This window comes from Massilia sp. BGA-UO-ETr-WB1, assembly GCF_059567845.1.
Genome location: NZ_JCAQOT010000027.1, coordinates 276,867 through 290,296 on the forward strand (window position 1 = coordinate 276,867; position 13,430 = coordinate 290,296).

General features: G+C 66.4%; 9 protein-coding genes. 2 read left to right on the forward strand and 7 right to left on the reverse strand.

Annotated features, from left to right (window positions below):
* Positions 1 to 30: 30 nt before the first annotated feature.
* Positions 31 to 432 carry a cupin domain-containing protein gene (locus AC56DV_RS28200; RefSeq protein ID WP_496317521.1) on the reverse strand — a complete coding sequence of 134 codons (402 nt, stop codon included), beginning with the start codon at positions 430 to 432 and terminating at the stop codon, positions 31 to 33.
* The gene (locus AC56DV_RS28205; protein WP_496317522.1) at positions 429 to 797 is read right to left on the reverse strand and encodes a hypothetical protein; all 369 of its coding nucleotides are present in this window, start codon (positions 795 to 797) and stop codon (positions 429 to 431) included. Before AC56DV_RS28205 ends, AC56DV_RS28200 begins: the two co-directional genes overlap by 4 nt.
* A gap of 244 nt (positions 798 to 1,041) precedes the next feature.
* Between AC56DV_RS28205 and AC56DV_RS28210 the strand changes: the two genes are divergently transcribed.
* Positions 1,042 to 1,494 carry a PEP-CTERM sorting domain-containing protein gene (locus AC56DV_RS28210; RefSeq protein WP_496317523.1) on the forward strand — a complete coding sequence of 151 codons (453 nt, stop codon included), beginning with the start codon at positions 1,042 to 1,044 and terminating at the stop codon, positions 1,492 to 1,494.
* Positions 1,495 to 1,496: 2 nt separating this feature from the next.
* Here the strand turns inward: AC56DV_RS28210 and AC56DV_RS28215 are convergent, their stop codons facing one another.
* From AC56DV_RS28215 to AC56DV_RS28230, 4 genes are all read right to left on the reverse strand, one after another.
* Positions 1,497 to 3,617 carry a peptidase domain-containing ABC transporter gene (locus tag AC56DV_RS28215; RefSeq protein WP_496317524.1) on the reverse strand — a complete coding sequence of 707 codons (2,121 nt, stop codon included), beginning with the start codon at positions 3,615 to 3,617 and terminating at the stop codon, positions 1,497 to 1,499.
* Positions 3,618 to 3,651: 34 nt separating this feature from the next.
* Positions 3,652 to 4,929: an HlyD family secretion protein gene (locus AC56DV_RS28220; protein ID WP_496317525.1), complete on the reverse strand. Its 1,278-nt coding sequence runs from the start codon at positions 4,927 to 4,929 to the stop codon at positions 3,652 to 3,654.
* Between the two features lie 88 nt (positions 4,930 to 5,017).
* Positions 5,018 to 5,185 (reverse strand): hypothetical protein, encoded by a 168-nt coding sequence (locus AC56DV_RS28225; protein WP_496317526.1) that lies wholly within the window; start codon positions 5,183 to 5,185, stop codon positions 5,018 to 5,020.
* Positions 5,186 to 5,289: 104 nt separating this feature from the next.
* Positions 5,290 to 8,577 (reverse strand): nSTAND1 domain-containing NTPase, encoded by a 3,288-nt coding sequence (locus AC56DV_RS28230; protein WP_496317527.1) that lies wholly within the window; start codon positions 8,575 to 8,577, stop codon positions 5,290 to 5,292.
* Positions 8,578 to 8,726: 149 nt separating this feature from the next.
* Between AC56DV_RS28230 and AC56DV_RS28235 the strand changes: the two genes are divergently transcribed.
* Complete coding sequence (locus tag AC56DV_RS28235) at positions 8,727 to 10,427, forward strand: hypothetical protein (protein WP_496317528.1); 1,701 nt, start codon at positions 8,727 to 8,729, stop codon at positions 10,425 to 10,427.
* 56 nt (positions 10,428 to 10,483) lie between these two features.
* Here the strand turns inward: AC56DV_RS28235 and gcvP are convergent, their stop codons facing one another.
* Positions 10,484 to 13,375 (reverse strand): aminomethyl-transferring glycine dehydrogenase, encoded by a 2,892-nt coding sequence (gene gcvP, locus AC56DV_RS28240; protein WP_496317529.1) that lies wholly within the window; start codon positions 13,373 to 13,375, stop codon positions 10,484 to 10,486.
* Positions 13,376 to 13,430: the final 55 nt, after the last annotated feature.

A 13,430-nucleotide genomic window follows, 5' to 3' on the forward strand; every position in this document is an offset into this window, starting at 1 on the left:
CGGGCCAGCCGGGCCAGGCGGCCCGGCCGCCTATTTTGCGGGGGAAGCCAGCGGCTTCCCTTTTTCCACCATGAACACGCCCACCAGCTTCATCGGCACGCTGCCGGTGTTGCGGGCGTCATGGATGGTGCCCGCCGGCAGGATAAAGGCGTCGCCGGGCTTCAGCTTGCGCGGCGGCTGGCCGTCGATCAGCAGCTCCCCTTCGCCTTCCATCACATAGCTGATTTCGTCGCCCGGATGGGTATGGCGGCCGCCCAGCACCCCCGGCGCCACTTCCACGGTGGCCACCACCGCTTCGCGGCCCGGCACTGACACGTCGCCTTTCTGCACCACGGTGCGCTGGATGCCGCCGCCCTGCGCCTGCACGCTGTGCGCGGGCAGGGCCAATGCCGTCGCTGCGGCCAGTGCCGCCGCCAACCGGGAATGGCTCATGGCTGTCCTTGCTGTGGATGGGGATGGTGGTAGTGCTGGTCGTTGCCGAACAAAATCGCGTCGAGTATGCTGGCCGACCAGCACAGCACGCAGGCCAGCGTGGCGGCCGTCATGGCCGGGCCCTCGGTGCGCGACGCGGCGATTTGCTGGGCGATCATCGTGACGTCGAAGGGCAGGGTGCCGTTGGCCAGCTGCCCGGCCAGCACGTTCACCTGCGCCATGACCACGCGCAATATGTACAGCGCGCCGGCCAGCGTGGGCAGCAGGAAAATGCAGCCGCGCGCGAAGCGCTTGAGCACCAGTATCTGCCCCAGCCCTGGAAACAGCAGGCCCGAAATCAAAGCCGCCTTGATCGATTGCTTCATGGCCGTCCTCCTGAACAGTGAGTCCTTATCTTACTCTTTTTGCAAAACCAAGGGAACGTGTTGTTTGTTGCGTGGCACAAAATGCGCATGCATCGAGCAATGGTGGATTTGCTTTATGGTAACCACGATTGCAGTCATGGCACTATCATTCCACTATCAAGCGGCACCTCCTGGCGGCCGCCATCGCCCTTGAAGGGCGCCGGCTATGCCGGCGCTTATGCAACTTCCAACGACCAGCTGACGCATGCCGCTTTATTTGGCGGCACGGAAAACCATGCAGGGAAAGCCGCCACTACTTTTAACGTGGCAAGCACCGCGAACTGGACGTTCCTTGCCTGGCCGGATTTCGGCGGCCGCTGCGCTATTTTCCTGGACGGTGTGGGAGAACGATTATCTCAACAGCGATTTCCGGGATCCAGGCTATTCGAATACTGCGCGCCATCCGGATTTCACAGTTAATCAGCTGGCCAAGGGAAATCATACCTTGCCCATTTACGGTCTTGAAAGCTGCTGCGATGGCGTGCGGCAGGCGCAATTCAAAATCGGCAATGGCCAATTTATTTCATTCAGCAATGCGGACGACCGTAATGCAGCCCCGGAACCAGGCCAGCTGGTGCTGGCCGGCGTCGGCCTGGCCGTGATGGGCATGGGGCGCCGCCGCCGCAACGGCGCCGCCAAAGCCGCCCGGCGTGCCTGAAGTCAGCACGAAGCTGCCAGAATCTGGCATGCTTCTGCTTCCAGGCGCCCGTTCTTGACGACAATCACGCGCTCGGCCATGGCGATGGTCTCGGGGCGATGGGCCACGATGATGCGGGTCAGGCCCAGCGCCTGGATGGTGGCGTTGACGCTTTTTTCGTTTGCGATGTCGAGTTCGCTGGTGGCTTCATCCAGCACCAGGATTTTCGGGCGGCGGTATAAAGCGCGCGCCAGTAATATGCGCTGTTTCTGGCCGCCGCTGATGCCCACGCCGTTATCGCCGGTAATGGTGTTATAAGCCATCGGCATATTCTCGATTTCGTGGTGCACCGCCGCCTGCTGCGCGCAGGCGCGGATGCGCGCCCAATCCGGTTCCGGATCGAAGAAACTGATATTCTCCGCCACCGAGCCGGAAAACATGCGGTCCTCCTGCATGACGGTGCCTATCATCTGGCGGTAATTGGTTAATCCCAGTCTTTTAATCGGCACGCCGCCGACCAATACTTCGCCGTGTTCCGGCGTTAATAAGCCCAGCAATATCTTGATCAGCGTGGTTTTGCCGCAGCCGGACGCGCCGGTAATGGCCACGCATTCGCCGGCCTGGATTTTCAGATCGGCGTGTTCGAACACCAGCGGTTCGGTGGGCGAATAGCGGAAGCCCACGCCGCGCAATTCCAGGCTGGGCGCGCCGGGCGGCAGGTCCGGTTCGTCGGCGTCGTGCGGGCCTTCGGCTTCGGTTTCCGTCAGCACGATATCGGCCACGCGCTCGCCGTGCAGGCGCAGCATGCGGAACTCCACCAGCTTGTCGATCAGCGCGCCGAGGCGCTGCGAGAACTGGTCCTGGTAGGCGATGAACGCGAACAGCATGCCGACTGTAAACTCGTGGTCGAGCACGGCGCGCGCGGCCAGCCACACCACCAGGATGCGCTCGGCGCCGAACAACAGGGTGCGCGCGGTGTCGTGGCTGATGTGCAGGCGTTGCATGCGCAGTTCGGCGTTGAACTGCTCGGCCAGGATATTGAGCCAGCCGGCGCGGCGCTGCTCGCCCTTGCCGAACAGGCGCACGCTCTGGATGCCGTTGGTGGTTTCGAAAAAGTGCGTGGTCTGGCGCGCGGCGTGGATGATCTGTTCGGCGGTGGCGTCGCGCAGGGCGTGCAGCAGGCTCCAGCGCAGCAGCGCGTACAGCGCCACGGCACCCACCGCCACGGCGGCCAGGGTGCGGCTGTACAGCATCATCATGGTCAGCGTGCCGAGCACCATCACGCCGTCCACCAGCGCCTGCACGAAGCCGGTGGTGAGCGTCTTCTGGATCGCGGCGATCGAGCCGAAGCTGGCGATGATGCGGCCGACGTGGCGTTTTTCATAATATTCCAGCGGCAGCCGCATCATGTGCGAGAACACATTGCCGAACCACTGGAAGTTCATGCTGGCGCTGAGGGCCACCACGAACCAGCCGCGCACGGCGGTGATGGCGGCCTGGATCACCACCAGCAGCCCGAAACCGAGCGCCAGCGTAGCCAGCAGGTCGCGGTCGGCCGACAGCAGCGCCTGGTCGACCACCCATTGCAGGAAAAACGGCAGGCCGATGGCGATGCACTCCAGCCCCAGCGCCAACAGCAGGATCTGGCTCATGCCGCGCCGCAGCCCGGTGATATGGCCCATCAGGCCGCGCAGCGTGAACTGCAGTTCCTGGCGCGCCGGGCGGAAGTCGGTGGCGGGGCGCAGCTCCAGCGCCACGCCGGAGAAATGCTTGCCGAACTCGGCCAGGGTCATGCTGCGCCGGCCCACGGCCGGGTCGTGGATCACCACGCGGCGCGCCGAGACCGACACCAGCACCACGAAGTGGTCCAGGTCCCAGTGCAGGATGCAGGGCAGGGCCAGTTCCGGCAGGTTGGCCGGCTCCAGCCGCAGCGGCCGGCTCTCCAGCTTGAGCGCGCGCGCGATGCGCATCAGGCTCTCCAGCGTGGCGCCCTTGCGCGAAATTGGAAACCGCAGCCGCAGCGCGGCCAGGCCGGTGCGGTAGCCGTGGTAGTCGGCCACCATGGCCAGGCTGGCCAGGCCGCATTCAGTCGCTTCCGTTTGCAGGAAGACCGGCGCCTTGCGGCGCCATCCCAGGTTGATCATTCAGCTAGCCTTCTTCCTTCTTGCTTGGTGCCCGTCATAGCCGGCCCCGGATGCCCAGCAGCGGTTCCAGCGCCCACTCGGCCAGCGTGCGCTGTTCCAGTACCAGCGTGGCGCCCAGCTGCATGCCCGGCATCAGGGCGCGCCGCTGGCCGGCGGCGGCAATCTGTTGCGCGTCGAGCCGGACGCGGATGCGGTAGACCGGTTCGGCGGCGCCCAGCGCGGGCGCGCCCGAGGCGCCCGCGGTGCCGGCGCCGGCGCGCTGCAGCTCGCCGAACGGCGCCGTGGCCTGCGAGATTTCGCGCACGCGGCCCTTGAACTGGCCGAATTTCTGATAGGGAAAGGCGTCGTAGCGCAGCAGCACCTCGGTGCCGGGCCGGATGAAGCCGGCGGCGCGGGTCGGTACGTACAGCTCGGCTTCCAGTACGCTGTCCTGCGGCAGCAGGCTGGCCACGCGCTGGTCGGCGGTCACGGCCTGGCCCTGGTCGAGCACGATGGCCGCCACGCGGCCGGGCTGTTCGGCGCGCACCAGCAGTTCGCGCCGCGCTTCGCTTTCGCTGGCGGCCTGCTTCAGCGCCTCGATGTCGCGCTGCAGCTGCGACGCTTCGCGCCCGCTTTGCAGCGGCAGGTCGGCGCGGCTGGCGGCCAGCGCGCCGATATCGCGCTGAGTGGCCAGGCGGGTCACTTCCAGCGCGGCAATGCGCGCTTCCTGCTCGACCAGTTCGGCGGCCTTGTCGCTGGCCGCGTTGCGCGGGACGGCGCCGTCCCGCGCGAGATCGGCGACGTTGCGGCTCACTTCGCGCATGATCTGTACTTTTTTGCGGCGCAGCGCCAGTTCGCTGTCGATCTGGCGCAGGCTGGCGTGCAGATTGGCCAGGCGCCGGGTCAGTTCCTCGCCCTTGTTGCCGCGCTGCTGGCCCTGCTGTTCCAGTTCCTGCTGCAAATGGGCGATGCGCGCCTGCAGCGACTGGTTGACGGCGGCCTGGGTGGCGCCGCTGGCGCTGGTGCGTTCGCTGGACAGCAGGTACAGCGGGTCGCCGGCGCGCACCGCCTGGCCTTCGCTGACGTACAGGCGGCTGATGACGCCGGCCTGCGGCGTGGCCAGGCGCACGCTGCCGCGCTCGGGCACCAGCATGCCGCTCACGGTTTCCTTGCGGGTGAAGCCGAAGTTGAGGGCGAACGCGGCGATGGCAGCGATGATCGCGCAAAAGAACAGCGTCAGCGCTGGATAGCTCCAGGTGCGTGCCAGGACGACGGCGCCATGTAATCGGTGCGACTTGTGGTGGATGGCCTGTTCGCGGAACAGGCTGCTCATGCGGGGAATGTCATAGGGGAAACGGGTAAACGCCGGTCCGGCTCAAGGCCGGACCGGCTTACTTCAGTAGCGTATGCCCGGCAGGTACTTATGCTGCTGGCGCTGGCGGGGCGATCAGTGCGTTAGGCTTGACGTCGTGGCCCATTTCAGGACCGCCGGCGACAGCGGCGATTTCGCTTGCCGACAGCACGCGGACAGCCGGTGCGGCTGGAGCAGCGTTGGTTTGGGTCAGGGTAGCGATGATGTTTTTCAGCATGGTGAACTCCTTAAGTAACTGCAATAAGTACTACTCGGTAAATGAATGCGCAGACGCACATCCGCTTGCTACAACTTCAGTGAAAAACAGGTCAACAGGGCCGGTCACGGGCGGCCGGGGCGGGGCGGGGCCGCCGCCAGCGCCAGCAGGTAATACGTTTCCTTGTAGGCCATGCGTTCGAGCCGGCTCTGCTGCTGGGCCACGCGGGCCTGGTCGCCGGTGCACAGATGGGCGCGGACAAGGGGCGCCAGCAGCGAAAAGTCGTCGCTTTGCTCGGCGCGCCCGGCCAGGACCTGCTGGGCCTGCACGCAGGCGCGCTGCGCGGCATCGGCATGGCCGGTGGCGCGCTCAAGCTGGGCCTGGAGCAGCAGGCCGTTGGCCAGCCGGGGCGCCGCCTGCGTGGCGCTCTTGCTGTCGGCGTACAGCTGCTCCAGCACGGCCGTGCTGTCGGCCAATTGGCGCCGCGCATCGGCCCACAGGCCCAGCTTGAGCTGGCTGGTCGCCAGCGATTGCTGCGCCACGGCGATCAGCTGCTGCAGGCCCGCTGGCGCCGGTTTGCCGTCGCCGCTGCGCAAGCCGGCCAGCTTGCCCAGCAGGGCCAGCTGGCGGGGCAGGGCCTCGGCTGGCTGGCCGAGTTCGCTGTCCAGGTCGAACAGTTTCAGCTGCACCGTGTACAAGCCGGTTTGCCAGTGGCGGTTGCTGGGGTCCTGTTTGACCACTTCGAGCAGCAGGCTTTCGGCCTTCAGCAAGTTGGCGCGCGCTTCGGCCTGGCTGCCTAGCGCCAGTTTCAGCTCGCTCTGGTAAGTCAGCGCGTTGGCCATGCGGTAGGTCCACAGGGCGTCGTTGGGCGCCGCGGTGTGCAATGGGCGCAGCAGTTCTTCCTCGCGCTGGTACAGGGCCATGGCCTCGCTCAGCAAGCCCTGCTTGGACTTGGCCTCGGCCAGCCAGGACAGGGTGTTGGACAGGTCGGCCGGCAGCTTGGTGCTGCCCGGCTGCGCGGTCAGGGCGCGCTGCTTGAGTTGCACCGAGGCGGCGAAGGCGTCGGCCGCCGCCGCGTAGCGCCCGCCCGACATGGCCACCGCGCCGAGGTTGCTGTACGCGTAGGACTGCTCCATCCAGCCGTCGCTGTCGTCGGGGTCGACGGCGGCCAGGCTGTCGCTGTGCACGCGGTACGCGTCGAATTGCTGCTTGGCCAGCTCCAGCTCGCTGCGCATCATGTGGATCTGGCCCTGGTAAAACGCGTTCGCGCCCAGCGTCTTGTACAGCACCTTGCGGTCGCTATTGGTATGCTCCAGCCGCAGCAGGATGGTGTGCGCCGCCTGCAGCGCTTCGCTGGCCTTGGCGAAATTGGAGCGCGCAATGTTCACTTCGGCAATCACGTGCAGCGCTTTGGCGCGCTGCGACAGGGTGGTCGGGCTGACGTCGGCGCTCTGGGCCGACGACAAATAGGCCAGCGCCTTGCCGCTGATGCCGTCCAACAGGTCGAGCCGGCCCAGCGGGCGCAGTTTTTCCACGAATTCGCCCAGCATGTAACTCATCAGGCCTTCGGCCTCGGTGCGCTGCTGCTCGGCGTCGCGCTCGGCGTTGCGGGCGGCGATGCCGAGGATCACCGCCAGCACCGCCAGCAGGGTCACGCCCGCCGTCATGGCCACCTTGACGCGCTCGGCCAGCTTGACCCCCTGCACCGAGACGCGCACATATTCCTGTTCCAGCGGCGCCAGCGTGAAACCGTCCAGGTCCAGCAGCGCGCGCGCCTGGTTGACCTGGCTGCCGCGCGGCAGCAGCAGGTCGCGCGGGCGGCCGGCGGCGGCCCAGCGTTCGGCGTCGTGGCCGATGCGGGTGCGCACCTGCAGCGCATGGCGGTGCTGCTCGATCCATTCGGCTACGCGCGGCCAGCGCCGCAGCAGCGCCTCGTGCGTCACGCCGAAACTGGCCACGTCGCTGGCCAGTTCGCTGACGAACAGGCGCGCCTCGACCAGCGCCCGCACCAGCGCCTGCGCCTCGGCGCCGTGCAGCGAGGACCAGGCGGCGCGGCGCGCGGTGACCGCGCCTTGCTCTTCCGACAGGTCCACCAGCAGCGACAGCACGTGCGGCAAGGCGGCCCGCTGCGAGGGCTCGAGCGCTTCCACCACCTGCTCGGCGCGGGCGGCAATGGCGCCGTCGATGCCGCCCAGCTGTTCGAACACGGCAAAGCGCAGCATGCCGTCCTCGCTGCGCTGGCGGTACAGCTCGTTAAGACAATATTGCAGCAGCGGCAAGGTGTCGGGGCTGCCGCGCGCGGCGTCGCACAGCACGTCGTCCAGGCTGGCGCCGCTGACCGGGTCTTGCTCGAAATGCAACTGTGCCGCGCGCGCCGGCTGGCGCACGATCTGGGCGATGTCCGCCCCTTCCGGCGGGCTGAGGTCGAAGTGGCCGCCGCGCGCCTTGAGCGCCATCAGCGCCGGCAGGGCGATCACGTCCGGGTAGAAATCGTTGCGGCAGGCCAGCATCACCAGCACCGCGCCGGACCGCGCCAGCTGTTCCAGCAGGGCAATAAAGCGGGCGCGGGTCTCGTCGTTCATGCCGGGCGCGCGGAAAATGGCTTCCAGGCGGTCGACAAACAGGCCGACGCGCGGGCGGCGGCCGCCCAGCCGCAGCCGCTCGACCACCGCCTCGCTGTGCGCGCTTTCCAGGCGCCGCGCCAGGGCTTCGGCGTTGTCGCCACTGAACATCAGTTTGCCGTCCAGTTCGGTATCCAGCAGCACGGCGGCCAGCGCCTGGAACAGGCCGCCTTCGGCCAGGTCGGCGCAATCCATGTACAGCGTGCATTCCAGCGCCACCGGTTCGGCCACGCTGCTCAGGCTTTTCATCAACTGCGGCAGCAGGCCGGCGCGCACCAGCGAGGTCTTGCCCGAGCCGGACGGCCCCAGCACCAGCGCCATGGCGCAGCCGGAGGCGGCCTGCTTGCGCACCACGTCGCGCAGCTGGGCGATGGCCTGCATCCTGCCGAAGAACACGGCGGCGTGATTTTCCTGGAAGGCTTCCAGGCCGCGGAAGGGGGAACCTTGCAGCCAGCCGCCCTCGTCGGCGGCCACGTTGGCCACCACGGGCGCAATGGCGCGGTAGCCGCGCTTGCGGATGGTCTCGATAAACCGCGGCTCGGTACTCGAATCGCCCAGTGCGCGGCGCAGCTGGGTGATGGCTTTGTGCACCGGATTGTCGCCCAGTTCGACGTTGCCCCAACAGGCTTGCAGCAGCTCCTCGGCCGGGATTACGGCACCGGCGTGACGGCACAGATAGCGCAGGACATCCATCGCACGTGGTTCCAATTGACTACTTTCATTTCCATTATGCAACGTATTGCTGTCTGGATTGATTTGCCATTCGCCGAAACGAAAGCCCCTGTCGCTCATTGTGCTGCCTATGATCAAATTATTTCTTGATAAAAATCAATGCCTTGCGTCACCGGAAGATTTCAGGAAGGCGCCGGAAGGTATTCAACATTACAGTAGATCCATGCCATCAGGCTAGATATTAGCATTTCCTCAAGAAAGAATATAAGATGTCAAACGTATCCATGTTTACCTTTAGCAACGCCGTTGAAGCCGGGGGCATGCGCACGCTGAGCTTGCCGCCCCAGGGCTCGGCCTTGCACACGCCGGCCGCTTTGGGCGGCTACGACCTGGTCTGGGCGCTGGCGCCGGAGACCCTGCGCGCCCAGTTGTCCGGTCTGCAAAAAGCGGGCAAGCTGCCCGCCGAAGTGCTGGTGGGCAACCTCGAAGAATCGGGGCTGATGATAGGTGGCGCCGAGGCCGACCGCGTCCGCCTGGCGGTGCCGCACCTGACCCTGGACGCCGGCGCCCCGCGCAGCGCCAGCCTGGAATTGCTGTTTACCAGCGGCAACATGAGCTATTACGACAGCGTCGGCAGCCGCCACAATGTGCTCAAGCAGTCTGTTGCTGGATGGAAACTAACGTTCAACGTGAAGCTGCAACTGGAGCCGGTGGCCCTGGGCGATGCGATGAAGGGCGCCAGCCCGGACTGCGCGCGCGCCCTGATGCGTTTCGACGAAACGCGCTACCGCCTGCATGCGCTGGCGCTGGACTTCGACCATAGCGACCTGATGCACGCCGATCCGGCCCGCACCCATCTCGGCACCGAGAACAAGGTGCTGGCTGGTAATTTTGTCAATTTCATCGGCGCCTGGCTGAAAGGGCTGGCCGAAGCGGGCACGCCGTTCGTGCTCGGCTACGCCGCCGTGCGCGCCATTCCCGGCGAGGACGCGCTGAGCAAGCTGCAGGCCGGCAGCGTGAGCGTGGCGGCGGCCGGCACCTTGAACCTGCTGCACATGCTGGGCCGCAAGGCCAGCACGGACGGGCGCGGCGCTGCGGGCGGCCCCGGCCTGGCGACGCTGCGTCCCGGCTATGCGCCCGGCTGCGCCGCGCGCGCGGTGCTGTCGCGCGAGGTGTTCTTCAAGCGTTTCCTGAAACCGCTGCTGATCGACCCCATCCAGCAGCGCCTGACCCAGCTGCCGGATTACCGCAACCTGCGGGTGGCGCCGGACGGCGCGCTGAACCGCGAGGAATCGTTCAACGAGAAATCCGGCGTCTCGGCCACCATGGACAACGCGGCGCGCGCCGTGTTCGTGCCCAACGCCAGCGGCTGGGGCTACCGCGACCACGTGCTGCTGCACTGGCGCGAAGGCAACCGCCTGTCGCATGTGCGCGAATCGGAGCAGGATCTGCAGTTCAGCGTGACCGTGTCCAGCCAGCCGGACAGCATGGGCGTGCCGCGCCTGACGGTAGACCTGTACAGCTCGCTGATGCGCTACGAGTGGGACCGCGCCAGCCAGAAGATGGCGCTGTTCAACCGCAAGGTGAACCTGGGCAAGGGCTGGGCGCGCAGCACCATGCACTGGGCGATGCGGCTGCAGTTCGTGGCCGACGACCATGGCGCAATCCGCCTGGCGGTCACGCCCAAGCGTTCGCCAGCGGCGACGGATTCTGGCGTGGTGGGCATGTATATGGTGTCCGACGCGCTGGGCCACCTGCTCAATATGAACAAGCTGAGCAATGAATGGGAAGGCAACCCGGCCAGCCTGGCGGCGCTGCAGCAGGAAGTGGTGGGCGGCTTCGGCGAGGCGGCCACGGAACTGTTCAACCAGATGGCGGGACAGCTGGTGCTGCCGAACGGCCCGCAGCCGGGCTGCCGCCGCGTGCAGCTGAACGAGGACGGCAATATCGAGCTGGATCTCGGCTGGTAAGCCGGCAAGCCCGGTAAGCAGGCCAAAAAAAACCCGGCAGTGCCGGGTTTTTGGTTTTACTCGTAGTCGCTGATCGGTGCGCAGCCGCACATCAGGTTACGGTCGCCGTACACGTTGTCGGCGCGGCCTACCGACGGCCAGTACTTCTGCTTGCGCAGCGCCGGCACCGGGAAGGCCGCCACTTCGCGGCTGTACTTGCGGTCCCAGTTGTCCGAGGTCAGCACTTCGGCGGTGTGCGGCGCGAACTTCAGCGGGTTGTTCAGCTTGTCGAACTCGCCGCTTTCCACCTTGGCGATCTCGCTGCGGATGACGATCATGGCGTCGATGAAGCGGTCCAGCTCGGCCTTCGCTTCGGATTCGGTCGGCTCGATCATCAGCGTGCCCGGCACCGGGAAGCTCATGGTCGGGGCGTGGAAGCCGAAGTCCATCAGGCGCTTGGCCACGTCTTCGTTGCTGATGCCGGTGGCATCGGTCAGCGGACGCAGGTCCAGGATGCACTCGTGCGCCACCAGGCCGTCGTGGCCCGAGTACAGCACCGGGTAGTGCGGCGCCAGGCGGCGCGCGATGTAGTTGGCGTTCAGGATCGCGGTTTCGGTGGCTGCCGTCAGGCCTTCGCCGCCCATCATGGCGATGTACATCCACGAGATCGGCAGGATCGATGCAGAGCCGAACGGCGCTGCCGAGATCGAGCCGATGCCGTCTTCGCTGCGCACGTAGCCGTTCGAGCGCTGGTTAGGCAGGAATTTGGCCAGGTGCGCGCCCACGCCGATCGGGCCGACGCCCGGACCGCCGCCGCCGTGCGGGATGCAGAAGGTTTTGTGCAGGTTCAGGTGCGACACGTCGCCGCCGAACGCGCCCGGTGCGGCCACGCCTACCAGTGCATTCATGTTGGCGCCATCTATATAGACCTGGCCGCCGTGCGAGTGGATGATGTCGCACAGTTCCTGGATGCCGTCTTCGAACACGCCGTGGGTCGAAGGGTAGGTGACCATGACGCAGGCCAGGTTCTTCGAGTGCAGCTCGGCCTTGGCTTTCAGGTCGGCCAGGTCGACGTTGCCGCGCTCGTCGCAGGCGGTGACCACCACCTGCATGCCGACCATATTGGCCGATGCCGGGTTGGTGCCGTGCGCCGAGGACGGAATCAGGCAGATATTGCGGTGGCCTTCGCCGCGCGACTGGTGGTACTTCTGGATCACCAGCAGGCCGGCGTATTCGCCCTGCGAACCGGCGTTAGGCTGCAGCGACACGGCGGCGTAGCCGGTGACGGCGCACAGCATCTCTTCCAGCTGGGCGATCATCTCGCGGTAGCCCACGGTCTGCTCGTTCGGCGCGAACGGGTGGATCGACGAGAATTCGGGCCAGGTGACAGGGATCATCTCGCTGGTGGCGTTCAGCTTCATGGTGCACGAACCGAGCGGGATCATGGTGCGGTCCAGCGCCAGGTCCTTGTCCGCCAGGCTGCGCAGGTAGCGCAGCATTTCGGTCTCGGAGTGGTAGCGGTTGAACACCGGGTGCGTCAGGTAAGCCGAGCTGCGGGCCAGCGCTTCAGGGAAGCTGTTGTCCACGCCTGCTTCCACGGCGTCGAAGTCCGGCGCGGCAGGGGCGTTGGCGACACCCGTTGCGAACACGGTCCACAGGGTGGCGATGTCGTCGCGGGTGATGGTTTCGTCCAGCGAGATGCCGACGTGGTTGGCGTCGATCTTGCGCAGGTTCACGCCGTTCGCTTCAGCGGCGGCGTGCAGCGCGGCGGCGTTGGCGGTCTTGACGGTCAGCGTGTCGAAGAAGGTGTCGTTGATGCTGTAGCCCAGCGTGCGCAGGTTGGCGGCCAGGATGCCGGTGTAGCGGTGCACGCGGTTGGCGATCTGCAGCAGGCCGGCAGGGCCGTGGTAGACGGCGTACATCGAAGCGATAACGGCCAGCAGCACCTGCGCGGTGCAGATGTTGGAGGTGGCTTTTTCGCGGCGGATGTGCTGCTCGCGGGTCTGCAGGGCCAGGCGGTAAGCCTTGTTGCCCTGCTGGTCGATGGTCACGCCCACCAGGCGGCCCGGCATCGAGCGCTTGAAGTCGTCGCGGGTGGACAGGTAGCCGGCGTGCGGGCCGCCGAAGCCCAGCGGTACGCCGAAGCGCTGCGAGTTGCCGACCACGACGTCCGCGCCCCATTCGCCCGGTGGCGTCAGCATGGTCAGTGCCAGCAGGTCCGCTGCCACGACCACCATGGCGCCGGTGGCCTTCACGGTTTCCACGGCGGCGCGGTAATCGCGCACCACGCCGTTGACGCCCGGGTACTGCAGCAGCACGCCGAAGGCGTCCGTCACGCCGGCCAGTTCGGCCGGGTCGAAGGTCTTCACGGTGATGCCCAGCGGCAGGGCACGGGTCTGCACCACTTCCAGGGTCTGCGGCAGCACGTCGTTGGCGACGTAGAAGGTGTTCGACTTCGACTTGCCGACACGCTGGATCAGCGTCATGGCTTCAGCGGCGGCCGTGCCTTCGTCCAGCATGGACGCGTTGGCGATGCCCATGCCGGTCAGGTCGGTGATCACCTGCTGGAAGTTCAGGATGGCTTCCAGGCGGCCTTGCGAAATCTCGGGCTGGTATGGGGTGTAAGCGGTGTACCAGGCCGGGTTCTCGAAGATGTTACGCAGCACCACGCCAGGCGTGTGGGTGTTGTAGTAACCCTGGCCGATCAGCGATTTGAGCACCTTGTTCTGCCCGGCGATGCCTTTCAGCTTGGCCAGCGCGGTGGTTTCCGGCATCGGCTCGTAGAACTGGCCGAGAGGCAGGGCGCTCTTGTTGCGGATGGACGGCGGCACGATCGCATCGATCAGCGCGGTACGGGTGGCGTAGCCGAGCACGTCGAGCATTTGCTGCTGCTCGTTGGCGTCCGGGCCGATGTGGCGGGCGATGAAAGCATCGCGGGCTTCGAGTTGGGTCAGGCTGGTACGGGTCATGATATGGGGGCGGGCAAAAAAATGGGCCAGCGGAATGCTGGCCCGGGGGCATGCG